Origin of the sequence: Pseudogemmobacter bohemicus (assembly GCF_003290025.1) — a bacterium.
Taxonomy (GTDB): domain Bacteria; phylum Pseudomonadota; class Alphaproteobacteria; order Rhodobacterales; family Rhodobacteraceae; genus Pseudogemmobacter; species Pseudogemmobacter bohemicus.
The window spans coordinates 56,761-81,865 of sequence record NZ_QNHG01000003.1 but is presented as its reverse complement, the minus strand read 5'-3'; the positions used below and the strand labels follow the sequence as shown (position 1 = coordinate 81,865).

The 25,105-nt window shown below is 61.5% G+C and carries 24 protein-coding genes and 3 pseudogenes; 22 read left to right on the top strand and 5 right to left on the bottom strand.

The genetic code is table 11. The annotated features are described in order from the left end of the window. Positions 1-226: 226 nt before the first annotated feature. Genes DRF71_RS15155 through DRF71_RS15145 form a run of 3 tightly spaced genes read left to right on the top strand, consistent with a single transcriptional unit; the run spans position 227 to position 5,608 of the window. Positions 227-763: an ImuA family protein gene (locus DRF71_RS15155; protein WP_232831539.1), complete on the top strand. Its 537-nt coding sequence runs from the start codon at positions 227-229 to the stop codon at positions 761-763. Then, a complete protein-coding gene (locus tag DRF71_RS15150) occupies positions 690-2,198 on the top strand; it encodes a Y-family DNA polymerase (RefSeq protein ID WP_112311417.1) in 1,509 nt (502 codons plus the stop codon). The genes DRF71_RS15155 and DRF71_RS15150 overlap by 74 nt, the downstream gene beginning before the upstream one ends. Next, positions 2,195-5,608 (top strand): error-prone DNA polymerase, encoded by a 3,414-nt coding sequence (locus DRF71_RS15145; protein ID WP_112311416.1) that lies wholly within the window; start codon positions 2,195-2,197, stop codon positions 5,606-5,608. Before DRF71_RS15150 ends, DRF71_RS15145 begins: the two co-directional genes overlap by 4 nt. Before the next feature lie 95 nt (positions 5,609-5,703). On the opposite strand, the pseudogene DRF71_RS28675 reads toward DRF71_RS15145, so the two are convergent. The 4 genes and pseudogenes from DRF71_RS28675 to DRF71_RS15125 form a co-directional block, all read right to left on the bottom strand. Next, positions 5,704-5,979, bottom strand: a pseudogene (locus tag DRF71_RS28675) (conjugal transfer protein TraG); the annotation flags it as partial. Positions 5,980-6,611: 632 nt separating this feature from the next. Continuing rightward, positions 6,612-6,923, bottom strand: a complete 312-nt coding sequence (locus tag DRF71_RS15135; protein WP_112311415.1) for a type II toxin-antitoxin system RelE/ParE family toxin — start codon at positions 6,921-6,923, stop codon at positions 6,612-6,614. Between the two features lie 4 nt (positions 6,924-6,927). Further along, positions 6,928-7,182, bottom strand: coding sequence for a ribbon-helix-helix domain-containing protein (locus DRF71_RS15130; RefSeq protein WP_112311414.1), 255 nt, complete (start codon positions 7,180-7,182; stop codon positions 6,928-6,930). A gap of 94 nt (positions 7,183-7,276) precedes the next feature. Beyond that, positions 7,277-7,666 carry a hypothetical protein gene (locus DRF71_RS15125; RefSeq protein WP_112311413.1) on the bottom strand — a complete coding sequence of 130 codons (390 nt, stop codon included), beginning with the start codon at positions 7,664-7,666 and terminating at the stop codon, positions 7,277-7,279. Between the two features lie 132 nt (positions 7,667-7,798). Between DRF71_RS15125 and DRF71_RS15120 the strand changes: the two genes are divergently transcribed. The 4 genes and pseudogenes from DRF71_RS15120 to DRF71_RS15105 form a co-directional block, all read left to right on the top strand. Beyond that, complete coding sequence (locus tag DRF71_RS15120) at positions 7,799-9,334, top strand: recombinase family protein (RefSeq protein ID WP_112311412.1); 1,536 nt, start codon at positions 7,799-7,801, stop codon at positions 9,332-9,334. After that, positions 9,334-10,245 (top strand): plasmid partitioning protein RepB C-terminal domain-containing protein, encoded by a 912-nt coding sequence (locus DRF71_RS15115; protein WP_112311411.1) that lies wholly within the window; start codon positions 9,334-9,336, stop codon positions 10,243-10,245. Before DRF71_RS15120 ends, DRF71_RS15115 begins: the two co-directional genes overlap by 1 nt. 30 nt (positions 10,246-10,275) lie before the next feature. Beyond that, positions 10,276-10,737 carry a hypothetical protein gene (locus DRF71_RS15110; RefSeq protein WP_112311410.1) on the top strand — a complete coding sequence of 154 codons (462 nt, stop codon included), beginning with the start codon at positions 10,276-10,278 and terminating at the stop codon, positions 10,735-10,737. Positions 10,738-10,941: 204 nt separating this feature from the next. Then, positions 10,942-11,262, top strand: a pseudogene (locus DRF71_RS15105) (recombinase family protein); the annotation flags it as partial. On the opposite strand, the gene DRF71_RS15100 reads toward DRF71_RS15105, so the two are convergent. Further along, positions 11,244-11,759, bottom strand: a complete 516-nt coding sequence (locus tag DRF71_RS15100) for a hypothetical protein (protein WP_198672232.1) — start codon at positions 11,757-11,759, stop codon at positions 11,244-11,246. The pseudogene DRF71_RS15105 and the gene DRF71_RS15100 sit on opposite strands and share 19 nt — an antisense overlap. Before the next feature lie 274 nt (positions 11,760-12,033). On the opposite strand from DRF71_RS15100, the gene DRF71_RS15095 reads away from it, so the two are divergent. The 15 genes and pseudogenes from DRF71_RS15095 to DRF71_RS15030 all read left to right on the top strand — a co-directional run bounded on the left by DRF71_RS15095 (position 12,034) and on the right by DRF71_RS15030 (position 24,872). Continuing rightward, positions 12,034-13,035, top strand: coding sequence for a helix-turn-helix transcriptional regulator (locus tag DRF71_RS15095; protein WP_157971103.1), 1,002 nt, complete (start codon positions 12,034-12,036; stop codon positions 13,033-13,035). Between the two features lie 304 nt (positions 13,036-13,339). Next, positions 13,340-13,588 (top strand): helix-turn-helix transcriptional regulator, encoded by a 249-nt coding sequence (locus DRF71_RS15090; protein WP_036721125.1) that lies wholly within the window; start codon positions 13,340-13,342, stop codon positions 13,586-13,588. After that, positions 13,585-13,851 (top strand): hypothetical protein, encoded by a 267-nt coding sequence (locus DRF71_RS15085; protein ID WP_232831538.1) that lies wholly within the window; start codon positions 13,585-13,587, stop codon positions 13,849-13,851. Before DRF71_RS15090 ends, DRF71_RS15085 begins: the two co-directional genes overlap by 4 nt. After that, a complete protein-coding gene (locus DRF71_RS15080; protein WP_112311407.1) occupies positions 13,848-14,243 on the top strand; it encodes a VRR-NUC domain-containing protein in 396 nt (131 codons plus the stop codon). The genes DRF71_RS15085 and DRF71_RS15080 overlap by 4 nt, the downstream gene beginning before the upstream one ends. Then, a complete protein-coding gene (locus DRF71_RS15075; RefSeq protein WP_112311406.1) occupies positions 14,240-15,265 on the top strand; it encodes a helix-turn-helix domain-containing protein in 1,026 nt (341 codons plus the stop codon). The genes DRF71_RS15080 and DRF71_RS15075 overlap by 4 nt, the downstream gene beginning before the upstream one ends. Positions 15,266-15,270: 5 nt before the next feature. Then, positions 15,271-15,729 (top strand): annotated as a pseudogene (locus DRF71_RS28670) (DNA cytosine methyltransferase); the annotation flags it as partial. A 52-nt stretch (positions 15,730-15,781) separates the two neighbouring features. Further along, complete coding sequence (locus DRF71_RS28665; RefSeq protein WP_232831537.1) at positions 15,782-16,435, top strand: DNA methyltransferase; 654 nt, start codon at positions 15,782-15,784, stop codon at positions 16,433-16,435. Beyond that, complete coding sequence (locus tag DRF71_RS15065) at positions 16,432-17,100, top strand: hypothetical protein (protein WP_112311404.1); 669 nt, start codon at positions 16,432-16,434, stop codon at positions 17,098-17,100. Before DRF71_RS28665 ends, DRF71_RS15065 begins: the two co-directional genes overlap by 4 nt. A gap of 119 nt (positions 17,101-17,219) precedes the next feature. Beyond that, positions 17,220-17,462, top strand: coding sequence for a FitA-like ribbon-helix-helix domain-containing protein (locus DRF71_RS15060; protein WP_112311403.1), 243 nt, complete (start codon positions 17,220-17,222; stop codon positions 17,460-17,462). Between the two features lie 3 nt (positions 17,463-17,465). Further along, a complete protein-coding gene (locus DRF71_RS15055) occupies positions 17,466-17,888 on the top strand; it encodes a type II toxin-antitoxin system VapC family toxin (RefSeq protein ID WP_112311402.1) in 423 nt (140 codons plus the stop codon). Further along, entirely contained in the window at positions 17,885-20,653 is a 2,769-nt protein-coding gene (locus tag DRF71_RS15050) for a class I SAM-dependent DNA methyltransferase (protein ID WP_112311401.1), read from the top strand. The genes DRF71_RS15055 and DRF71_RS15050 overlap by 4 nt, the downstream gene beginning before the upstream one ends. Beyond that, a complete protein-coding gene (locus DRF71_RS15045; RefSeq protein WP_112311400.1) occupies positions 20,653-21,432 on the top strand; it encodes a hypothetical protein in 780 nt (259 codons plus the stop codon). Before DRF71_RS15050 ends, DRF71_RS15045 begins: the two co-directional genes overlap by 1 nt. Next, positions 21,429-21,647: a hypothetical protein gene (locus DRF71_RS15040; RefSeq protein WP_112311399.1), complete on the top strand. Its 219-nt coding sequence runs from the start codon at positions 21,429-21,431 to the stop codon at positions 21,645-21,647. The genes DRF71_RS15045 and DRF71_RS15040 overlap by 4 nt, the downstream gene beginning before the upstream one ends. Beyond that, positions 21,644-23,689: a pseudomurein-binding repeat-containing protein gene (locus tag DRF71_RS15035; protein ID WP_112311398.1), complete on the top strand. Its 2,046-nt coding sequence runs from the start codon at positions 21,644-21,646 to the stop codon at positions 23,687-23,689. The genes DRF71_RS15040 and DRF71_RS15035 overlap by 4 nt, the downstream gene beginning before the upstream one ends. Then, the gene (locus DRF71_RS15030; RefSeq protein WP_112311397.1) at positions 23,682-24,872 is read left to right on the top strand and encodes a GIY-YIG nuclease family protein; all 1,191 of its coding nucleotides are present in this window, start codon (positions 23,682-23,684) and stop codon (positions 24,870-24,872) included. The genes DRF71_RS15035 and DRF71_RS15030 overlap by 8 nt, the downstream gene beginning before the upstream one ends. The last annotated feature ends 233 nt before the right edge of the window (positions 24,873-25,105 follow it).

Below are 25,105 nucleotides of genomic sequence, written 5' to 3'. Positions count from 1 at the left end.
AGGGGTGGTGGGAAATAGAAATGTGATTGTCAGTTGTGAATAATGTAACGCCTTTATTCTGTTGGACTTTCCTTCAGTGAGGCATGGCTATCCAATTTTTACAAGTTCTCCTAATGTTCTTGCCAGTGTCGACCTGATTCCCGGACCCCATCCAATGCGAGACCTGCCCCATACTGCGCTGCGCCCGACCACGTCTGCCGACACACTGGCGCTGGCAGGAGGGCGTGTGCATGAGGCGCAGGGCAAGGGGCGGCGGGCCTTTGCCTTGTTTCAGGCCGCTCGGCATCCGGGGCAGGTGGTGTGGGTCTTCCCCGATCATGCGCAGCAGTTGTTGCTGCCTGGGGGTCTGCCCCAGGATTTACCTGCGCGGCTGATGCTGCTGCGCCCCAGGGGCGAGACAGATCTGCTCTGGTCGCTGGAGGAAGCCTTACGCGCCGCGCCCATCGCTCTGGTCATAGCCGAGCCGGAGAAGCCGCTGTCGCTGACCGCAGGCCGCCGGTTGCAGCTGGCGGCGGAGGCAGGGCAGACTACAGGCCTTGTGCTGGTGCGAGACGGACAAGGCAGCAATGCCGCCGAGACCCGCTGGTTGTGCGAGGCGCAGGCGGCCTCGGCGCCGGACTCGACTCTGCACGACTGGTCTCTTATTAAGAACAAAAATGGAACAATTAGACGTTGGGTTGTGAGTTGGAATGGCGCGTCGGCTGCTTTCGATATGGTGTCCGCGACTGGCGAGCGAGGCCAGCCTGCGGATCCGCCCGGTTGACGGGCCTTTCGCGCTGACGCTGCGGGCGTCGAACGCCGATCATCTGCATTGTCTGAACCTGGCAGCCGAACGGCAGGGGTTGCATCGCGGTATGCCTCTGGCCGATGCGCGGGCTATCTGTCCCTCACTTGAGACCCGGGCCGCTGATTTGGTGCGGAAGGCGGCGGCGCTGGCAGCACTCCGGCGTTGGGCATCGCGCTATGCACTGATGGTAGTGACCGATGGCTCTGACGGGCTGATCGCGGATATCAGCGGTGTCGCGCATCTGTTCGGGGGCGAGGAGGATCTTCGCGCCGACCTGCAATCGCGGCTGGACCGCGCCGGGATCACCGGCGTCAGCGCCATCGCCGGCACCCGGGGTGCAGCCTATGCCCTGGCTCGCAACGGGGGTGGGGTGATTCCGGACGGGCTCCTGGCCGAGGGGATTGGCCGCCTGCCGATCACAGCCCTGCGTGTCGATCCTGACACCACCGGAGCCCTCTCCCGACTGGGGCTGAACCAGATCCGGGATATTCTGCCACTGCCCCGAGCCCCGCTGTCCCGCCGCTTTGGTCCCGGCCTGCTGCTGCGTCTGGATCAGGCGCTTGGCGTGCAGGCCGAACCCGTTGCCGCCACACCCGAGGCCCCGCATTTCGGGGTGAGGATGACGCTGCCCGAGCCGATCGGATTGCAGACTGATGTCATGGCCGGGCTGCGGCGGCTGCTGGACCGGCTCTGCGACACACTTGCCCTGCACCACATGGGCGCGCGGCGGGTGCGGCTGGAATTACGCAGGGTCGATCGCGGATCGGTCCGGGTCGAGATCGGGCTGGCGCGGCCGATGCGCGACCCGAACCGGATCGAGGCATTGTTTCGGAAGGGAGTCGATGAGATTGATGCGGGCTTTGGCATCGACGCCCTGCGGCTCAGCGTGCCCATCGCTGAGCCGCTCGCACCCGAACAGATCGGTCGCGACCCTACGGTCCCACATGAAGATGCGCTGGCGGATCTGATCTCACGTCTTGGCAATCGCATCGGTTTTGACCGCGTGCTGCGCTTCCTGCCCGCCGGGAGCAAAATCCCCGAGCGCAGCTTTCTGCTGGCGCCCGCTTCCTGTTCCGAACCTGCAGAGGCGTTTCCACGCACTGACCCCGAACGGCCGATCACGCTGTTTCCTCCCGAGGCGATCACGGTCTCCGGTGGCAGGTCGGGGCGACCGCCGGTCAGCTTCACCTGGCGCAGGATGCGCTTTTCCACGTTGCGCGCCACCGGGCCGGAGCGGATCGCCCGGGAATGGTGGTTTGACGACCCCGCCTGGCGGTCAGGCCTGCGCGACTATTGGCGGATCGAGACGCGCGAAGGGCCGCGCTTCTGGCTGTTCCACACGCCGCAGGCTTTTGCCAGGCCCGCGCCCTCAGGGGCGCAAAACTGGTATGCGCAGGGAGAATTCGCATGACGACCCCCGTGCCCTATGCCGAACTGTGCGTGACCTCTAACTTCACCTTTCTGCGCGGGGCTTCACACCCGGAGGAACTGGTCACCCGCGCTGCGGAGCTGGGACTGACGGCCATCGCCATCACCGACCGCAACTCGGTGGCAGGCGTGGTGCGGGCGTTTTCGGCCCTGAAGGAACTCGCCCGCCTGCGGGATGAGGCAGCTGCCAACAGTCCGGCGGCGCAGGAGCGGCCCGAGATCCGGTCTCAGAAAGTCACCGACCACTCCAGTCGCCAGACCGTGCCGCATTTTACTGAGGCGCCCGGCGCCCCGACGATGCCTGGTATGCAGCTTCCCAGGCTGATGCCCGGCGCCCGGCTGGCGCTGACCGACAGCCCGGTCGAATGGCTGGCATTACCGACCGATATCACCGCCTGGTCGCGGCTGACCCGACTTCTGTCACTGGGTAAACGTCGGGCGACCAAGGGGGACTGCCACCTGACCCGTGCAGATCTGGAGGAATGGGGCAAAGGTATGGTGCTGATCGCCCTGCCACCTGATCTGATGGCGCGGAAGGCGGCACAAACCCCGGCCATCAGCACGGATATTCAGCGGCTCGCCCACACTTTCCCCGGCCAGTGCTTTCTGGGTGCGGCCCCGGCCTATGATGGACGCGACCAGGCCCGGTTCGACCGGCTGGACCAACTCGCCCGGAACACCGGTATCGATATGGTCGCGGTGGGTGATGTGCTGATGCACCGCGCCGCCCGTCGCCCGCTGGCTGATGTGCTGACCTGCCTGCGGCTCGGCCTGACCATCGACAATATTGGTCATCACCGCCTGACCAATGGCGAGCATCGCCTCAAATCCGGGGCTGAGCAGGCGTGGCTCTACCATCGCTATCCCGCCGCGATCCGCCGCACGGTGGAAATCGCCGACCGCTGCACCTTCCGGCTTGATGATCTGAAATATCAGTATCCCGACGAGGCGCTGGACGGCGAACCCGCGCAGACCCGGCTGGAGCGGTTGACCCGCGCCGGCCTGCAATGGCGCTACCCAAAGGGGGCGCCGTCGCAGATCATCGCCCGGGTTGGGAAGGAACTGACCCTGATTGCCGAGGTCGAATACGCCTCCTATTTCCTGACTGTGCATGACATCGTGAAGTTTGCGCGGTCAGAAGGCATCCTGTGCCAGGGCCGCGGATCAGCCGCGAATTCCGTGGTCTGCTACCTGCTGGGCATCACCGAAGTGTCCCCCGAGAGCATCACCCTGATCTTTGAACGGTTCATCTCGAAGGAACGTGGCGAACCGCCGGACATTGACGTCGATTTCGAGCATGAGCGCCGTGAAGAGGTGATCCAGTGGATCTACAAACGCTACACCCGGGAACGCGCGGGGCTTACGGCGGTGGTGATCCACTTCCGCGCACGCGCCGCAATCCGTGAGGTCGGCAAGGTCATGGGTCTGTCGCAGGATGTCGTCGCCCGGCTGGCGGGGCAAATCTGGGGCTGGTCCTCCTCTGCCCCCGGTGAGGATCGGCTGCGCGATGCGGGGCTGGATCCGGCAGATCACCGTATCCGGCTGACCCTGAAGCTGATCGGTGAGATCATCGGCTTTCCCCGCCACCTGAGCCAGCATGTCGGCGGCTTTGTCATCACGCATGGAAGACTGGATGAGCTGTGCCCGATCGAGAATGCCGCGATGGAGGACCGCACCGTCATCGAATGGGACAAGGATGACATCGACGCGCTTGGGCTCCTGAAGGTGGATGTGCTGGGGCTGGGGATGCTGACCTGTATCCGCAAGGCCTTTGGCCTGTTGAACGAGCATCGCGCGATCCGCATGGATCTGGCCAGCCTGCACCCTGATGCCGCGACGGATGGCCAGCCGCAAACCCCCGAGGATGTCCAGCGCTCTCAGGTCTATGACATGCTGTGCCGCGCCGATGCCATCGGGGTGTTTCAGGTCGAAAGCCGGGCGCAGATGAATTTTCTGCCGAAGATGCTGCCGCGCAATTCCTATGATCTGGTATGCGAGGTGGCCATCGTCCGCCCCGGTCCGATCCAGGGCGGCATGGTCAACCCGTTCATCCGCCGCCGCATGAAGCTGGAGCCTGTCGAAGACCTTGGCCCTGCGATGATGGAGGTGTTGAAGCGCACCTATGGTGTGCCGCTGTTCCAGGAACAGGCGATGCAGATTGCCGTGGTGGCGGCGGGCTTTACCGCTGCCGAGGCCGACCGGTTGCGCCGGTCTCTGGCCACATTCAAACGCATGGGCACCATCGGCGGATTTCGCGACCGGTTTATCGGCGGCATGCTGGAACGTGGCTATGATGCCGGTTTCGCCGAACGTTGCTTTGCGCAGATCGAAGGCTTTGGCTCCTACGGCTTCCCGGAATCCCACGCCGCCAGCTTTGCCCGGCTTGTCTATATCTCGGCCTGGCTGAAATGCCATCATCCGGCCGTCTTCACCTGCGCCTTGCTGAACAGCCAGCCGATGGGTTTCTACGCGCCCGCCCAGCTGGTCCGCGATGCGCGGGACCATGGGGTTGAGGTGCGCCCCGTTTCGGTCAATGCCTCCGTCTGGGACTGCACGCTGGAACCGCGTGCCGATGGCCAGCTTGCCCTGCGGCTGGGGTTTTGCCAGATCAAAGGCATGCGCGAAGAGGATGCCGAATGGATCAGGCTCGCGCGCGGCAATGGCTATCCCGATGTCGAAAGCCTCTGGCGCCGCGCCGGGGTGCATCCGTCGGTGCTGGAGCGGCTGGCCGAAGCCGATGCTTTCGCCGCCCTTGGCCTGGTCCGGCGTGACGCGCTCTGGGCCGCCAAAGCCCTGCGCGCGCCGCTGCCATTGCCGCTCTTTGGCACCGATGGTGAAGGCGGTGCGGAAGCGCAGGTTTCCCTGCAACAGATGACCTTGGGCGAACAGATCATCGAGGATTACCTCTCACTGCGCCTGTCTTTGCGCGCCCATCCGTTGGAGCTGTTGCGCCCCCGTCTGCCGGAAAGCCTGGCTCATGGCCGGTTATCACAGGCCAAAGGCCGCATCACCGTCACCGGCCTTGTCATCACCCGCCAGCGCCCCGGCACCGCCTCGGGCGTGGTCTTCCTGACGCTGGAGGACGAGACCGGCACCGCCAATATCGTGGTCTGGAAGAAGATTTATGGTATCTTCCGCAAGGCGGTGATCGCCGGGCGACTGCTCCGGGTGACAGGCCGGATCGAACGTGACGGCCCGGTCGTGCATCTGATCGCGGAACGGATTGAGGATCTGTCGCACCTGCTGACCACACTGGGCCGTCCGGTCGCCAACGGCAGCAACGATGGCCGCGCTGACGAGGGCAGGCGCCCGGTTGGCGGCAGCATCCGCCCCACCGCGCAGCACCCGCGCGAACAGGCGAAAAGGCTGTTCCCAAGCCGGGATTTCCACTGAGGGGCGATCAGCCCTTCGGCTTCCTCGGCCAGGGTGGCTTTTTCGCCGGATCCCCGACGAACATTTCCCGACGGTCCGGGAAGTCCATTGGGCGGGTCAGTGTCGGATTTGTTCAGAAGTTCCCGCGCCCTCGAGGCAACAACCGGATGCGGCCCGGCCTCGCCGAGACGGCGCGTTCCCATCATGGCATCCAGCGTCGCTTCGATGGTGCGACGCGGATCGGAGAGGAAAGCCGCGACCCCGGCGAGGGTCTTGTCCTTCTCGGCGTAAAGGACATGCAGGATCGCGCCGACCAGCAGCGAATGGGAGGTCTTTTCCCAATGGTTGCGCTTTTCGAGCGAGCCTTCGGGATCGACCAGCACATCTGCGATCCGCACCGCTCCGTCGCGGGCGAGTTGCATCAGCTCGCGGCGCAACCTAATATCAGAGAACGGGAATTCCGCCGGTTTATCGAAGGTCGCGCTGTCCAGAATATCGCCGCTTTCCTCGTTGCCAACATAACCTTTGCCGAGGGAGAGGACGTCGCAGCGCGAATCGGTGAACTTGCGGCTAATACATTGGCTTATCACCTCTCCAGGACGCAGGTTGACCCATACGAGCTGTTTGGGGCAGAGCCACCGATCCTGCCGCTCGGCGCTAAGCCTTTCGATGAAGATGGATGAGGACGTCTCGGCCCTCTAACACGCAGGTTCTCTGCTGCAACCTTGAGTGTCATGCCCTGCAAACTTCGTTGTCAGCTATCAACGGGCACCTCACACCTTGGCGGTGTGCCGAAGATTCCCATTCATTCCCGCTAGGGCGCTCCTACTCCGCGCATCACTGTGGGAACGAAAGTGGGAACTTGAGTAAAAAATTGTCAAATAATTAAATAATTTCAATGTATTAAATTTTATTTATGGCGGAGAGAACGGACTCCGGTCCAACCTTCTCTGGCGGTGATTGACCATACCTGCATGGCGGTTGTTAACTTCACATCAGGCAACACCATGATCTCACTTAGATATCAGGCGAAATCCTCACGGAAGCGGTCCATCTGGTGCATCCGTTCATGCAGGATCGTCACGATGCCGATGTCGCCATTGGACAGTTTCCGCCAATAGACGAAGTGGTGCTCGTATCGAAAGAAGAAACCATCGACGCCGAACTCGGCCGGAACAGGCTTCGAGGCGACGCCGTGCGAGGCGATCCTGTCGAAGGCGGCGAAGAGTCCGGTGATGTAGCGATCAGCCTGCTCGGAGCCCCAGCGATCCCGCGTATAGCGGTAGATATCGTCCAATCGCAGTGACGCGCCTGTCTGTATTCGGACCCCGGCCATCCGGTCAGGTCCGGTTGCGAGCGATGACTTCGGCGGCGGTCAGGGGCTGATAGCTGTCCTCGGGTGCAGCGAAGGCATGGTTCAGTTCGGCCTTCAGACGGTCGAAAGCCTCGCCTTCCGCCCGTTCCTTGTCGCGCCGGATCAGATCGCGGATATACTCGCTGACGTTCTCATAGGAGCCTTCGTCGCCAACGTTGGCGGCGACGAAATCGCTGAGGGCTCCGCCGACGCGGACGGTCATGGTCGTGGTGCGGGACATGGATCGGCCTCCGACTTCTGGTGGCGTATTCAATATAATCAAAAACGAATGCACAACAAGGCCGAACTACCGCCCGCTTTGCCGCGTGACGCACCTATCGAATGGGCTGATCGTCTTTCAGACGCCGCACTGCGTCCAGCAAATCCGCAATTGCCCGCTCGGCCGTCTCAAGCTTGATCGCGATCATCAGATCTTCCCTGCCTGCCATCGCCAGAAAAGTGACCAGCACTTCGTCCGAATGCCGCGTCAAGGCGACAAGGTGCTCTCCGCTGGGACCGTAAGTGCCAGAAAACCAGTTCTTGACCGTCTTTTCGTTGGCACCGGTCCAGGCAGCCACGGTCTTGGCACCCGACCGACTGTCGCCAAGCGATCGCTTCAGCGCAGACGCGATTTCGGCGGCAAAGCAGCTGCTCTGCACAGCCTCGCCATGGTCCCTGTAGCCGTTTTCCTTTGGAAAGAACTTGACCTTTTTCGGAAACGACATTCCACCACCCCTCGTTTTACATGAATGCGAGGGATTCAGCCGTTGATTCCGACGGTTGTGTTGGAATTGCCTTTAAAGTGTGGAGATGTCCTGGTGGCCGGTCGATGGAAGCCCAGTTCAGATAAAAGCGACATGTCGCCCGACCTGGACATTCCTGCGGTCGCCTATGTCCGGATGTCGACAGATCACCAGAAATACTCGACAGAAAACCAGCTCGACGTCATTCGACACTATGCAACTTCCAGAGGCCTCAGCATCGTGCGGGTCTTTGAGGACTCGGGCAGGTCGGGCCTGGTGCTGGACGGGCGAAAAGCCCTTCAGTCTCTGATGACGGAGGTCAAGTCCGGCCAGGCGGGCTTCAGGGCAATCCTTGTCTATGACGTCAGCCGCTGGGGGCGGTTTCAGGATGCGGACGAAGGGGCTTATCACGAGCATGTCTGCTCGCGCGCCGGGATCAGGGTCCACTACTGCGGCGAGCAGTTCGAGAATGACGGCAGCATCGGATCGAACCTGCTGAAAACGGTCAAGCGGGTGATGGCAGGCGAATACAGCCGCGAACTCTCCGTGAAGGTCTTCGCCGGGCAATGCCGCCTGGTTGAGATGGGCTTTCGTCAGGGGGGTGCTGCGGGATACGGACTGCGGCGGGTGCTGATCGACGAACACGGCACTCCGAAAGGCGAGTTGTTGCGCGGGATGCAGAAAAGCCTGTCGACCGACAGGGTCGTTCTCGTTCCGGGGCCTGACCTGGAGCAAAATGTCGTTCGACGGATTTACCGGATGTTCGTCAACGACGGCAGCACCGAGCGCCAGATCGCCGAAGCCCTGAATGCCGAAGGGCATCTCACCGATCTGCGACGGCCTTGGACGCGGGCCTCCGTCCACCAGATCCTGACCAACGAAAAATACATCGGAAACAACGTCTACAACAAGATTTCATTCAAGCTGAAACGGCAGCGTGTGGTCAACCCGCGCGACATGTGGATCCGCGCGATCGGTGCCTACCCGCCCATCATTGACCATGCCCTTTTTCTTCGCGCGCGCGAAATCGTGGATGCGCGCAGCCGCCATTTCACGGACACCGAGCTTCTTGACGCTCTTCGAGCTGTGCTGCGGGAGAAGGGCGTCCTGTCCGGCTTGATCATCGACGAGCAGGACGGACTGCCATCCGCCCGTGCATTCCAAAGCCGCTTTGGAAGCCTTCTGCGCGCCTATCAACTGATCGGGTATGAGCCGGAGCGAGATTATCGCTACATCGAGACGAACCGCGCCTTGCGCCTGGCCCACCCCGGCGTCAAGGCCGGGATCATTGCAGGCATTGAGCGTCGTGGCGGTCGCGCGGTGCAGGACCCGACAACTGACCTGATCAGGATCAACGGAGAATTCAACGCGTCCGTCGTGCTGGCCCGCTGCTTTGAAACCGGGGCGGGCCGGCTCCGATGGCGCATCAGGCTTGATGCGGGGCTGCTGCCGGACATCACCATTGCGGTCCGGATGGATGAATTGAACGAGAAACCGCGTGACTATTACCTGCTTCCCAGCATCGACATGATCATGGGCCAACTGCGGCTTGCCGAACAGAATGGCCTGTCGCTGGATGCCTACCGCTTCGACAGCTTGGATTTCTTCTTTGACATGGCCGGACGGGCCAAAATTCTGGAGGTCGCCTGATGCCCGAAGATGCCTTTGATTCTGAGCCCGGGCCTGAACCTGAGCCTGACAGCCCCCCAAGACACGTCACCTTGATTGCAACGGATCGCATCCGTATCCTGAATCCGAGAGTGCGCAACAGGCGGACTTTCGAGGAGATGATCGACAGCATCGCCCGGATCGGTCTGAAGCGGCCGATCACCGTGGCCCTGCGCCCGAATAGCGACCCGCCGAATAGTGATCAGGTGGAATATGATCTCGTCTGCGGCCAGGGACGGCTGGAAGCCTTCATCGAATTGAAACAGTCCGAAATACCGGCGATCATCATCAATGCCGATGAAAGCGACTGTCTGGTGATGAGCCTGGTGGAGAATTGCGCGCGCAGGCAACACCGCGCCATCGACCTCATGCGCGAAATCGGCGAACTGCGAAAGCGCGGTTACAATGATCGGCGCATCGCGGACAAGATCGGCGTCAGCGTCGAATATGTGAACATGATCGCCGGGTTGCTTGAGAACGGCGAGGAACGTCTTGTCGCCGCAGTCGAGACAGGAATGATGCCGTTGAACCTCGCCATCCAGATATCGCGTACCGATGACGAGGGGGCCCAGCAGGCACTGACCGAAGCCTATACCGAAAAGAAACTGCGGGGCAAAAAACTGACGGCCGTTCGCCGCCTCTTGCAACAGCGCCAGCGACGCGGCCCGCAAATCCGCACGAATGCGATGGGGCGAAAGGATGGGGCCAAACGCCCGCTGACCAGCGATGCCCTGGTCCGTGCCTATCGTCAGGAGGCTGACCGACAAAAGCTGATGATCAAGAAGGCTGAACTCACGCAAGGGCGGCTTCTGTTCGTCGTCGAAGCATTCCGATCCCTCCGCAGCGACGAGAATTTCCTGACCCTTTCCCGATCAGATCGGAATGCCCATTGAACCGTTCCCTTCTGCTGTGAGGGCAGCGGAATGACAGAGACCGGCCTTATTCCCGTTCTGGCCGCGCCTGCCATTGATCCCGGCAATGATCGCATTGAGATGAGCGTCTCTGTCGGCATGACCATTGCGGAGATCATCGAACTGGCTTTGCCCGGCGGGACACCCGAGCAAAGGGCGCGCTGTCGGGTCTCGCTGGTGAGTGAGCGCGGATCATCAATTGTCCTGCCGGGGCATTGGCATCATCTGCGCCCTCGCGCCGGTATCAGAGTTGTTATCCGCCTTGTGCCGGGGAAGAACGCACTTCGGGCCGTGCTGTCCATCGTGGTTGCGGTGGCAGCGGTTGCAATCGGCGCGTGGGCCGCAGGCCCCGCAGGCTTCGGCTTCGCCGCAGGAACACCCGGATTCGCCCTCACCAGTTCGATTGTCGGCCTCGGGGTGCCGTTGATCGGAGCGCTTCTGGTGAACCCGCTAACCGCCAGTCGAGCAAGCTGATGAGCCGCCTTCGCTTTGGTTAGCCAAAATGTCAGGTGGATGTTGCCTGATGCGCGGTATTTGTCAGGAAAATGTCGATCAGATGAGCGATCAGCAGGCCCGGATCGCTCATTTTCACCCCCCTTCTTGCACCACCGTTTCGGGCGAAGCTCGGGTAAGCCTTTGACAGCGCTCCATTCCAGACGACTCCCCACCATTCCAGATGAAAGACCCCCCCTCCACCAGGCGCTGATCCTGGATTCCTCCCGCGGCCGCTTCGATATGATCATGTCCGAAGCCATGGACCGACTGTCGCGCGATCAGGAAGACATCGCCGGCATCTTCAAACGGATGACCTATGCCGATGTGAAGATGTTCACGCTGTCCGAGGGCGAGATCACCCATTTGCATGTCGGGCTGAAGGGAACGATGAATGCGCTGTTCCTCAAGGACCTCGCCGACAAGACCCGCAGGGGTCTGCGTGGTCGCGTCGAGGATGGCAAATCCGGTGGCGGCCTCTGCTATGGCTATGACGTCGTAAACCAATCCTGCACCACTGCGATCAGTTCGGCCTGCGTCGCGGGCACGCCCTGCTCGTTGACCCGTCGAAACAGCATGATGGTCATGCCTTCCCAATCATAGCGCGGCGCAGACCCCGGTGACCCGGAAGGACGGCGCAGCAGGTCGCGCTCGTCCTCGAACTTCTGCACCTCCTCGGCCAGCAGCATCAGATCGGTGATCTTGATCACCACGCCATCCGCCGGTTCGGTGATGTACTGCCACTCCGCGCTGCCCTGCGGCCGGATGCGATAGATCCGGCATTCCTCTTCGCTCGGACCATGACGGCGGAACATCCGCATCATGTCGGCGGCGCTGACCACCACGATGCCCGCCACCGGCTGCTTGCCGCAGATCACCGAGGCGATGCTGGTGACCAGCGTAAGATGGTCGGTCGCGGCCCATCCCGCCAGGTCGGCGGCGGCGCAACCCCAACGGGCGGATGTCTCATTCAAGGAATAGAAGGCTCTCGGCGGCAGGCTCATGGGTCGTGCGTCCTTACTTCATTCAGCGACACCCGGGTCAGCACCGGGCATGGCAGGGATCGCGTTCCCGAACAGCAGCTTGCCCGCAGGCTCGCTGTGCAGGAACACGCCTCAAGGTGTCTTCAAACAGCCATGTCTGGAGATCCGGGTGAAAAGCACCCCGGTGATCGGAAACACGCACAGGTGGAATCGGCTTGAGCTGACCAGAGCCAGCCAATCGCTTTTGAAGCGAATTGTCGTTAACGTCCCTGTCAGGTTCGGTCAGGGATGGAAGATGGACAACAAGCGTCTGGGCAAGGCCCTCGACATCATGCGTCTGGCTGAAGAGGCGGCCGCCCGGCCGGGCGGCATCAGCCTGGTGCAGATCGTGGACACCTTCGGCGTGACCCTGCGCACCGCGCAGCGCATGTCACGCGCGCTGGAAGAGGCATTTCCCATGGTGCAGACCCGCACCGACAAGGAACGGCGCAAGTGGTGGCAACTGCCCGACAGCCGCCTGCTGCACCTTCAGGGCATTCGCGACAGCGAATTGTCAGCGCTGGAAATGGGCATCCGGCGTGCGGAGCGTGAAGGGGCCGCCACAGAGGTTGCCGCGCTGACCTCTCTGCGCAACCGCCTGCTTGCCACGATGCCACCGACATTCGCCCGCCGCGCCGAGGTGGATGCCGAGGCGGTTCTTGAGGCCCGAGGTCATGCCTGCCGTCCTGGCCCCCGCGCGCAGTATTCGGCGCTTGTCCTTGGCGCGATCGACAACGCACTGAAGGGCCCGTTCACAATGCAGATCGATTATGCCGGTGCGCAGGATGCCGCGCCCCGGTCGAGGGCGGTCGAACCCTATGGTGTGCTGTTCGGGATGCGCGGCTATCTGATCGCCCGCGAGATCGACAACGGCGGCAAGTATCGGCATTTCCGGTTGGACCGGATCAGCCGCGCCAGCCTGCTGAAGGATTCCTTTGTGCGGGATCCCGGCTTTGATCTTGGCCAGCACGCTGCCCGGGCCTTCGGGTCATTCCATTCAGAGGCGGAGTACGGGCCGGTGGAGTGGCGGTTTGCACCATCAGCCGCCGATGTCGCCCGGACCTTCATCTTCCATCCCGACCAGCAGGTTCAAGATGAAGCTGACGGCAGTCTGACCGTCCGGTTCACCGCCGGGGGTTGGCTGGAAATGGCGTGGCATCTCTATCAGTGGGGTGCTGCGGTCGAGGTGATCGCTCCGTACGAAGTGCGGGCGTTGGTCGACGCCCACCGTCGCAGCGATTTCCCTTCCCTGCCCTGACACCGGCACGCGCGTTCGGTCCCGCGCCGCCCGGTCGGCGTCACGCGATGCTGTTGAAATCCGGCCACTATGGTTTCGAGCCACGATCATCAGGCGCGAACTGGCACAGGTCACCGGAAACAGCGGAATGGCGCTGGGCTGCCTTTCCGATTCGCAATCCGGTCGCGTGCCAAAAATCCAATGAAACAAGGACCGGAATTGAACCCGGCCTCTCAATTCCGGTCTCTGCCTAGGTTCCGGTCCTTCCCGTCTGCTTCCCTCTCCCCGTCTCCGGCCGCTGCCGGTATCTGGATGGGAGACCGCAATGCAGACGACAGCCCCTGCCCCGCAGGACCAACCCCTCAACCTGCTGGCTGACTGGATCAGCCGCGAGCAGCTGGCCGGTGAACTCGGCCTTGCCTGCGACACCCTCGCTCGCTGGGAGGCCCGCCAGCTCGGCCCGCCCTGCACGCGGATCGGCCGCAAGGTGCTCTACCGGCGCACTTCGGTCCAGGACTGGATCAGCGCGCAGGAACAGACCCGCCCTGCGCGGACACGGCGGGGGCGGAAATGAACCAGCTCCTGTCCCACCCGCCAGTTATCCCATCTTCTGTCAGCGGCGACTGGATGCAAGACCGCCTGACCGAGGCACGCGGCGTCCTGGCCGACACCACCCAGCATCCGGAGTCCTTGGTAATCCTCGCGGCCCGTGTCGTTGTCGGCCAGACCGACGACGCCCGCGAATGTGGTGACGCCATCGACCTGTTGCGCACGCTGGATCGCCGCCCGCTGCATGCCATCGCCGCCGCTGCCTTCCCGAACGGCGGTGCAGCATGAACCGGCGCAGCACCCCCGAGGCAGATGCCCAGCGTGCCATCGTGCAGGCATTGCGGTTTGCCCTGCCCCGTGACGCCATCGTCCATCATTGCGTCAACGAGGTGACCGAGGCAGGGCCCCGAGGTGCCAGGCGTCAGTCGATCCTAGTCGGCATGGGCGTTCATGCGGGGTTTGCCGATCTGATCGTGATCTCCGGCGGCCGCGTGCTGTTTCTCGAGGTCAAAAGCGAAACCGGCCGCTTGCGCAAGTCGCAAGAGGTCTTCCGCGACACGGTCTGCGCGCAAGGCTTCGGCTGGGCGCTGGTCAGGTCGGTTGACGATGCGCTGGGCGCGCTAGCGGACAATGGCTTAGCCAGCCGTGCGCAGCTGCCAGCGCGGAGGGCCGCGCCATGAGCCATGACGCCACCAACTGGGCGATCCAGCGGCGCGGGCTGAAGCCGACGACCAAGATCGTGCTCTGGCACCTGTGTGATCGCTTCAACCCTGACTTCGGCTGCTTTCCCTCACAGGACCGGCTGGCGCATGATTGCGAGATCAGCCGGTCCACACTGAACGAACATCTCGACCGGCTGGAGGCGGAACAGCTGCTGCGGCGGGTGCCGCGCATTGATCCTGTCACCAAGCGCCAGCTGCCGACCCGCTACATCCTGGGGTTCGAGGAAGGCTTTGCACCACATGACCCTGAGCCATGTCCGGAAACCGGACACGGGGTTTTGCCCTTCGGCCATGATGCTGAAACTGCACCTGAAATCGCTACCGTCCCTGCCAATCCGGCAGAGCCGTGTCCGGAAATCGCACACGGCAATCCGCAGGAACCCGTGTCCGGTTTTTGCCCCGACCCGTGTCCGGAAAATGCCCAAAGCCGTGTCCGGAATCCGGACACTAACCTTGTAAGAGAACCACTAAGTAAACCAGTAAAGGAGGAGGAGGACGCGGCTGCGCGCGAGGCCGATTTCGATCGGTTCTTCTCGGAACTGCTGACAGCGCTGGGCTTTGCTGCCAATGCAACCCTTCCCGCCTGGTGGCAGGGCTGGCCAGCCAGAACCCACGTTCGCCGTTGGATCGACGATATCGGGTTGTCGCGGAAGCGGATCATCGAGGTCGCCGTCGAGACCCGGGCCGATCATCCGAACCCGCCCGATGGCCCCAAAGCCCTCGACCGGTTCATGGAACGCGCGGCCCAGCGCGATGCCCAGACGGACATTGCAACCGCCAAAGCCCAGAAGGCCAAACGGCGGCGCAAGCGCGAAGACCCTCCCCGGCTCAGCGACGACGAAAAGGCGGCCTTCTACGCCAAGATGGTTAACGCCGACGGCTTCCTGCCCGTCAGCGCGATCAACAACAGCATCCGCGACCTGATGCTGGTGCGCGGCCTCGTCACCCCCGAACGCCTCCGGTTGCGAGGGGTGCGGTGAATGGCATGGTGTCACGTCCCCGGCACGGATTGTCCCTCTGCGCAGGCGGCGGAGGCTTGGATCTGGGCCTCATGCTCGCTGAACCCGGTTTCCACACCCGCGCATTTGTCGAGTGGGAGGATTGGCCCCGCAGCGTCCTCATCGCTGCCCAGCGCGCCGGGTATTTCGCCCCAACACCCATCTGGGACGATCTGCACAGTTTCGACGCCCGGCCCTTCCGCGGCGCTTTCGACATCGTCCTCGCCGGATACCCCTGCCAACCCTTCAGCGCCGCTGGCAAGCGCGGCGGTACAGACGATCCCCGGCACCTCTGGCCCGACGTCGCCCGTGTCATCGGGGAATGCCGCCCCGAATGGGTCTTCCTTGAAAACGTCGTTGGGCACGTCACCCTCGGCCTCGAAACCGTCCTGCGAGACCTTTGGGGCATGGGCTATACACCTGCGGCAGGCCTGTTCTCGGCGGCAGAAGTCGGCGCGCCGCACCAGCGGCTCCGCATCTTCATCCTGGCCCACACCGATGAGCCTGCATCCCGGCACCGCCAACTACAACCCGGCGGGCAACAGCGACTTCACCCGCAAGGCGGAAGCGCTGGCGCTGGGCATCACCAACTGGTCGACGCCAAAGGCGACAGACGGTGCGAAGGGAGGTCCGGGCCAGAGCTATGGCTCGGGCGGGATGCCGCCTCTGCCAGCGCAGGCGGCACAATGGCCGACCCCGGCCGCGCAGAATTGGAAGGGATCCAGCGAAGCCAGCGTAAATCGGGCAGACGGCAAATCCCGGATGGATATCCTGCACTACCGGGCAGAGCAGGGCTTCACCCGCCCGGCCCCGGCGATCACGCCGGATGGGCGGCGGTCCTCGCATCACGCCCCGATCTCGCGCCCGCTTTGGGCTTCGATGATTGCCTCGCATGGGCACGTCGTCTCGCGGCGGATCCTGAAGGGCCGATCACGGCGGCGGCTGAACCCGATCTTCGTCGGATGGCTGATGGGCTGGCCTATCGGTCACGCGCTCTGCGCCTGCTCGGCAACGGAGTTCACCCTCTGGCAGCAGCACATGCGTGGCGCTCTCTCGCAGCTGCCCATGGCCTCCGGCCCGTGGATATGGCAGCCGATGGATCAGGCCCAGCGCCCGGCGCAGATGTCCCTGTTTGAGGGGATGCAGCCGTGAGCGTCCAACGACAGATCGGCCGCATGGGCGTCAGCAAGGTGAAACGCGCGCTGGGCGTCCAAGCCGCACTGGAGTGGGCATTCCGCGTCGAACAAGCGCAACTGGAACTGCCGCCACCAAGGGACGTAACCGAGGAAGGCTTCGGCTTCGGCCTGGAATACGTCCTGCTGCAACGCGCCATGCTTGGCTGCAAAGTGGATGGCGGACAGCACAAGATGGGCAGCTACACCCATCCCGACGCCGAAGTGATCGCCGCCACCGTCGCAGGCATGCCCGACAGCCTCGGCGGCATTCGCATGGCGATCCAGGTGGCCGAACTGGCACGTGCTGGCATGACCCCGGACTGGCTGCCGGGCGTCGTTCCGCGCTGCGTCCCGTTGGAAACCAAAAACAACCAGCATGGGGAGCGGGCGACGACCATCGTCGTTGGCACCGAGCGGGTGAAAACGCGCGGCAAGTGGCGAACGGTCGAGGTGCAGGCTTGCCCGGTTACTTGGCGGCCGCATCCCGAACAGATCGCCTCCGCCCGGCGCGGCTATGAGGATTGGTGGCAGGCGCTGGACTGGGTCCGGGATGGGCTGATTGCGGGCGGGATGATGCTTGAAGTAGAGGTGACGGCGGCAATGCCGAAAGTGCGGCCTTGGCTGGCATCATCGCGCAAATAGCTGCCTTTCCAATGTGATACTCCTGCAGATTGGTCAAATCTGTTCTGGTCTACAGCGCAGCTTTGGCTTGATTGCAATGCTATCACTGCCTATCTTCGGTCCTGCAACCGGAGGGCGCCATGGCCAGCATCACGATTCGCAATCTCGACGACGATGTAAAGCGCCGCCTGCGTGTACGCGCGGCCGAGCATGGCCGGTCGATGGAGGAAGAGGCACGCGACATTCTGCGGCAGGTTGTCGGCCAGCCCAGCGCCCCGAAAAATCTCGGCCAGGCCATCCATGCCCGGTTCATGGCGGTGGGCGGCATTGATCTGCCGCCGACAAAGCGCAGCACGATGCGGACAACACCGGACTTCGAGTGATCAATGATCCTCCTCGACACCAACGTAATCTCCGAATTGATGCGCGCCGAACCAGCCCGGATCGTGCTGGACTGGTTTGGCAACCATGACGCAGGCGATCTGTTCATCTCGGCAGTCACCGAGGCAGAACTGCGCACCGGCGTCGCGATCCTGCCGGAAGGTCAGCGCCGCGACCGGCTGCAACTGGCCATCGATGCGATGATCGATCAGGATTTCCAGTCGCGGGTCCTGCCCTTCGATAGCCTTGCTGCCAAAGCCTACGCCGAGATTGCGGCCCAGCGTCGCGCTGTAGGCCGACCCATTGCCGAGGCCGACTGCCAGATCGCCGCCATCGCCCGCGCCACAGATGCCCCCATTGCCACCCGCAACGTCAAGGATTTCGATGGCTGCGGCGTTCGCGTGATTAACCCCTGGAATGCCGAATGAACGCCGTAGAGATTGAACAGGCCATTTCCGAACTGGCCGAAAAACCCTTCGACCGGCAGGAATTCCCCTTCCAGTTCCTTGAAGCCTTCGGGAACAAGGACACCACCCTCAAGCGCCTGCGCAGCGGCGTGTCGAACAAGTCAGATCTGGGTGGCGTCCTTCAGACCAACAATATCCACATTGCGACCTGCGCGCCCGGGCAGACCTCGGCCACCATCGCTGCCCTGCGCAGCAGCCCAGCGACGACTAAGGGCAAGGCACGCTTCATCCTGGCCACCGATGGCGAGACGCTCGAGGCCGAAGACCTCACCACCGACGATCCGCCTGTCGCATGCGCCTATCCCGATTTCCACGACCACTTCGGCTTCTTCCTGCCGCTCGCTGGCATCACCACCGTCAAGCAGATCCGGGAAAGCGCCTTTGACATCAAAGCAACCGGGCGTCTGAACCGGCTTTACGTCGAACTGCTGAAGGACAACCCCGAATGGGGAACCGAGGCGCGCCGCCATGACATGAACCACTTCATGGCCCGGCTGATCTTCTGCTTCTTCGCCGAAGACACCGGCATCTTCAACGGCGGCACCCTGTTCACCACCACCGTCAGCCAGTTCAGCGACCCGGCCAGCACAAACACCCATTGGGTCATCAGCGAAATCTTCCGCGCGATGAACACTCGGCTGGACATGCGCCCCAAGTCTGACCTGCGCAACTGGGCCAACGCCTTCCCCTATGTAAACGGCGGCCTCTTCTCGGGCGACACCGACGTTCCGCGCTTTTCCAAGATCGCGCGCAGCTACCTTTTGCACATCGGCAGCCTCGACTGGACCAAGATCAACCCCGACATCTTCGGCTCCATGATCCAGGCCGTCGCGGATGAGGGCGAGCGGTCCGCGCTTGGCATGCACTACACCTCCGTGCCGAACATCCTGAAGGTGCTGAACCCGCTGTTCCTCGATGACCTGCACGCGCAGCTGGAGGAGGCGGGCGACAACCCCCGCAAACTGCTGAACCTGCGCAACCGGATGGCCAAGATCAGGGTGTTCGACCCAGCCTGCGGATCGGGCAACTTCCTTGTCATCGCCTACAAGGAAATGCGCGCGATCGAGGCGGTGATCAACCAGCGCCGGGGCGAGGCTGACGTAAAGACCGCGATCCCCAAAACCAACTTCCGCGGGATCGAGCTGCGCGACTTTGCCGCCGAAATCGCCCGTCTGGCGCTGATCATCGCCGAGTTTCAATGCGACGTGACCTATCGCGGCGAGGTGCAGGCGCGGGCCGAGTTCCTGCCGCTGAACGCGCAGAACTGGATCACCCAAGGCAACGCCCTGCGGCTGGACTGGCTGTCAATTTGCCCGCCCACTGGGACGGGGGTGCGGTATCACGCGGAGGACCTGTTCCACACACCGCTGGATCAGGCGCAGATCGACTTCGAGAACGAGGGCGGCGAGACGTATATCTGCGGGAATCCGCCGTATGCGGGATTAAGCTCTCAGGAACAGGCGCAGAAAGATGACCTCCAGTTCCTTTTCGATGGTGTTTCGAAATACTGGAAGTCGTTTGATTATGTCTGTGGTTGGTTCTGGAAGGCCGCAAACTTCTTTAAGGCAACAACTGGCAAGTGCGCCTTCGTTACAACAAATTCGATTTGCCAAGGACAACAGGTTCCAATGTTTTGGCCGCTTGTTCTATCAAGGCCGATGCGCATAGAGTTTGCACATACATCGTTCAAATGGAGCAACCTTGCAGCAAAAAATGCGGGAGTGACCGTTGTTGTTGTTGGAATCGGCGCTGAAACCGGCAAAATGCCAACTCTCTTCATGGAGGAGCAGACAGGACGTCCCTACGCAGCCATCGTAGAGAATATCAATGCATATTTAGTTGCTGGCCCAGAGTGCTACATCGAGCCAATTTCATCTGCTCCCAAGGGCAGGCCAACGATGTTTTGGGGGAACAAGCCCGTAGATGGCGGTTTCCTTTTGATGACAGTTGAGGAGGCAAGTGCCCTAGCTGCTGGCGAGCCGAGACTAAAAAAATTCCTCAAATACTATTATGGATCGACAGAGTTCATTAAAGGAAGCCCACGGGCATGTATTTGGGTTGACGACGATGATATGGCTGAGGCTGGCTCTTTCATTGAACTGACGAGCCGATTTTCGAAAGTCAAAGAGTTTCGCCAGATGAGCAAAGCGAAGGAAACTCGTCCATCTGCGGCTTATCCGCATCGATTTCGACAAATTCAGGGTTTACCTGCATCTCCTTCTATCGTCGTTCCTATTCACACAAGTGAGTCGAGAGCCTACCTACCAGTTGGGATTTTGAATGGCGATGCGATCATTTCAAATGCCGCATATGCGATATACAATCCTGAAACGTGGAACATGGCATTGATTGCCTCCCGTTTGCATCTGGTCTGGATCGCGACAGTTTGCGGAAAGATCAAGACTGACTTCCGCTACTCCAACACCCTCGGCTGGAACACCTTCCCCGTCCCCACCCTAACCGAAAAGAACAAGGCCGACCTGACCGCCTGCGCCGAAGACATCCTCCTGGCCCGGGAGGCGCATTTCCCCGCCACCATCGCCGACCTCTACGACCCCGAAAAGATGCCCGAAAACCTGCGCGCCGCCCACGACCGCAACGACGAAACCCTCGAACGCATCTACATCGGCCGCCGCTTCAAGAACGACACCGAACGGCTGGAAAAGCTGTTTGAGATGTATACGAAGATGACGACCTCGCCCTCGACGCGGGGCAAGAGAGCGTGATGGGCGATTATGTGGTTTTCCAGATGTGGAGCGGCTATCGGGAAAGCTTGATCAGGGCGCACCAATTTTATGTCGATCAGGCGAAGTCGCGTCTTCTTGCCCAGTTCTCTAACATCAGTGCAGAGGCCGATAAGGCTGAAGAGGATTGGAGGACCGAGCGAGCAAAGCGGTTTTTTGACCCAGATCGCGACGATCCCTCCGAGCTCTACGAGGGCGCAGAAGATGCTGGCATCGAGTTCTATCAGTTGCTCACCGAAATGCAGGAACGGACCCGGCTAAGTGTTATTGCAGGCTTTTTTCACGAATGGGAAAAGAAGCTGCGCCAATGGCTGGTGGACGAGATCAACCACTGGCATCGCGGCGACTTGACTAAAGAACGCATCTGGAAGGCAAATGTCGAAGAGCTCTACGAATTGCTTGAGAGTTTTGGGTGGGCGCTGAAGTCCACCACGTGGTTTTCTGCCCTCGATGCGTGCCGTCTGGTAGTCAATGTGCACAAGCACGGGGATGGCCCATCCCTGGCGTCACTCAAGGCGGCCTACCCGAAGTTTCTTGTGCATCCTTTAGCGGGGACAGGTCTGACGCTGACCCCGCTCTGGGATAGGCTGACCCACGAACATCTTCGGGTTAACGATGCCGACCTGGAAGAGTTTGCAGACGCGATAGCATCATTCTGGCGCGAAATACCTGAGAACGTTGTGGATAGTCAGGTGGTCGCCCCACCGAGCTGGTTTGTTAAGGTGCTTGAGAAGGATCGAGCAAGTAAGGTGAAAGCATGAATGAAACGACTTACGGGCAAGGCGGCGACCAACAAGCGATTTCTCGCGTGGCAAAGGCCCATTTCGGCGGCAGTCACAAGGCGATGTTCGAGTTTCACGGCTGGGTCTTGGAACCCGGCCAGCAATACATGCATCAAGCCGCCCCACGCATAGTTGCAACCTATGGCAGCGTCCGTGCGTTCGAGGCGCATTTTGCGGCAGAGGGCAAGAAATGAGCAAGCTCAATGTCCCCTCTGTCTCTGTCACCTATGCCCGCAACGGCAGTTCGACCACGGCCAACGAACTCGGCATGCGCGTCATGCAGGAGCGCGCCTATGAAAAGCGGGGCGAGCAATACCTTCTGATCAAGTCGCCCCCGGCCAGCGGCAAAAGCCGGGCGTTGATGTTCATCGCGCTGGACAAGCTGCACAACCAGGGCCTGCGGCAGGCGATCATCGTGGTACCGGAAAAATCCATCGGCTCCAGTTTCGCCGACGAACCGCTGTCCAAGTTTGGCTTCTGGTCCGATTGGAAGGTCGAGCCGCGGTGGAACCTTTGCAACTCGCCAGGCACGGATGGCGGCAAGGTGAATTCGGTAGGCGCGTTTCTGGAAAGCAGCGACAGCGTATTGGTCTGCACACATGCGACCTTCCGCTTTGCCGTGGAGCGCTTCGGGGTCGAGGCCTTTGACGACCGCTTGGTCGCCATCGACGAATTCCACCATGTCAGCGCCAACCCCGACAACAAGCTGGGCGGGCACCTCGGATCATTCATGGCGCGGGACAAGGCCCACATCGTGGCCATGACCGGCAGCTATTTCCGGGGCGACGCCGAGGCAGTGCTGATGCCGACCGACGAGGCCAAGTTCGAGACGGTGACCTATACCTACTACGAGCAGCTGAACGGCTATGAGAACCTGAAGAACCTCGACATTGGCTATTTCTTCTACAACGGCCCCTATGTGGACGACATCCTGCGGGTGCTGGACCCGGCCCAAAAGACCATCCTGCACATCCCGAACGTGAACGCCCGCGAAAGCACGAAGGACAAACATCGCGAGGTAGAGCACATCCTCGACGCCCTTGGCGAATGGCAGGGTACCGATCCGGTGACCGGTTTCCAGCTGGTCAAGGTGCCTGACGGTCGGGTGTTGCGCATCGCCGATCTGGTCGATGACGAAGGGCCACGCCGCGATCGTGTGTCAGCGGCGCTAAAAGACCCCGCCCAGAAGATGAACCGCGATCACGTGGACATCATCATCGCGCTGGGCATGGCGAAAGAAGGGTTCGACTGGATCTGGTGCGAACATGCGCTGACCGTTGGTTATCGGGCCAGCCTGACCGAGGTGGTGCAGATCATCGGCCGAGCCACCCGCGACGCGCCGGGCAAGGTGACGGCGCGCTTCACCAACCTGATCGCCGAACCCGATGCCTCGGAAGGGGCGGTGACCGAGGCGGTGAACGACACCCTCAAGGCAATTGCCGCCAGCCTTCTTATGGAACAGGTTCTGGCGCCGCGCTTTGAATTCAAGCCCAAGACGGTGGCCAGCACGGCCGAGCCAGGCTTCGACTACGGCGAAGCGGGATATGATCCGACGAAATGCAATGTCGGGTTCAATCCGACCAGCGGCAAGTTCCAGATCGAGATCAAGGGCCTAGCGGAACCGAAAAGCGAGTTCGCGCAACGCGTCTGTACGCAGGATCTGAACGAGGTGATCACCGCCTTTGTCCAGGACAAGACCACGATCGAGCGCGGTCTGTTTGATTCCGAAATGGTGCCGGAAGAGCTGACCCAAGTTCGCATGGGCAAGATCGTGAAGGACAGATACCCGCAGTTGGATGACCACGATCAGGAAGCGGTGCGGCAGCATGCCGTTGCTGCGCTGAACCTGACGCAGAAGGCCAAGGAGCTGGCCGTCGCTGTTGGTGACACCGAGAGGTCGGGCAGCACGGCCCTGATCGACGGGGTCCGCAAGTTCATGAATGTACGCGACCTCGATATCGACCTGATTGATCGCATCAATCCATTCGGCGAAGCCTATGCGATCCTCGCAAAGACAATGAGCGAAGAAAGCCTTAGGCGGGTGGCGGCTGTGATCTCCGCCAAGAAGGTGAACCTGACGCCAGAGGAAGCGCGAGATCTTGCAAAGCGTGCCCTGAAATTCAAACAGGAGCGCGGACGTCTGCCGTCAATTACCTCGATGGATGCTTGGGAAAAGCGTATGGCAGAAGGTGTCGCATTCCTTGCCCGCATGAAAGCTGAAGCTACAAATGGCTGATTTTACTGACGACGATGATGCACTCCTGGCGGAACTTGGCGTTGAGGTCGACGCCAAGCGAGTCGGATCGCGCACGCCGCAGCAGGAACGGATTATCGCGGGCTTCGAGGACATCCAGCGATTTGTGGAAGAGCATGGCCATGCCCCGCGCCATGGAGAGGGGCGAGACATTTTTGAACGAATTTATGCCGTTCGTCTTGACCGGATTGCCCAGTTGCCAGAATGCCGCGATCTAGTTGTGCCCTTCGATCATCAAGGCTTGTTGACCGGTCATGCTGTCGCGTCAGAGGACGAAGCAGGCGAACTGGACGATGATGCCTTGCTGGCAGCGCTGGGCGTTGATGATGAATTGTCGGAGATCACGGATCTGCGCCATGTTCGGCCCAGCGCCGAAAAGCGGGCAGCAGAGGAAATCGCCAACCGTGAACGGTGCGCAGACTTCGTCACCTTCAAGCCATTGTTTGAGCAGGTTCAGCGTGATCTGGATCAGGGCGTCCGGACTGCGCGCAAGTTCGAACGAAAATCAGAAATCGAGCCAGGCAGGTTCTTCATCCTCGGCGGTCAGAAGGCTTACGTCGCGGAGAAGGGAAAAGTCGAGATCAATGCCAACGGCAATTCCGATGCACGTCTGCGGGTGATTTTCGACAATGGAACGGAAAGCAACCTGCTCATGCGGTCGCTGCAAAAAGCACTGACCTCTGATGAGGCTGGCCGTCGCATCGACGATCCAGTTGCCGGGCCGCTGTTCGCCGATCAGCCACAGGAAGGAGACGCAGCCAGTGGTACCATCTATGTGCTGCGAAGCAAATCCGATCACCCAATGGTCGCGGCGCACCGCGAACTCGTTCACAAGATCGGCGTGACGGGTAACGGCGTGAAACAACGGATTGCGGGCGCAAGCCTGCAGCCGACCTTTCTGCTGGCGGATGTCGAGGTGGTTGCCACCTATGAGCTATTCAACATCAATCGGTCGAAACTTGAGAATCTGATCCACCGGATCTTCGACCCCGCAAGGTTTGACGTGGAGATCATTGATCGCTTTGGCCGTCCGTACGTACCGAAAGAATGGTTCATGGTGCCACTTTTCGTGATCGACGAGGCAGTGGACCGGATCAGGGATGGCACGATAGTTGGCTACCGCTATGATCCGAAGTCTGCACAGCTGATCAAGTTAACGTCCTGACCCCCCACGGCATGGTTCCTCCCCGGCCCCGAACGTATGCGGGGGGGCGCAGCGCGGCATTTCGCTAGCGACAGGCATTTTCACCGGGGAATCCAGGCGGAATCCACCTGCCGGGTGATCGCGGAAAAAACGACTCGTTATCAAAGACTTGTGGAATCACGATCTTGGCGTGCTGGATTCTTTTGCGGAATCCAGGGAATCCACTTTGTGGAAGCCACCTTGGCGGGACGCCA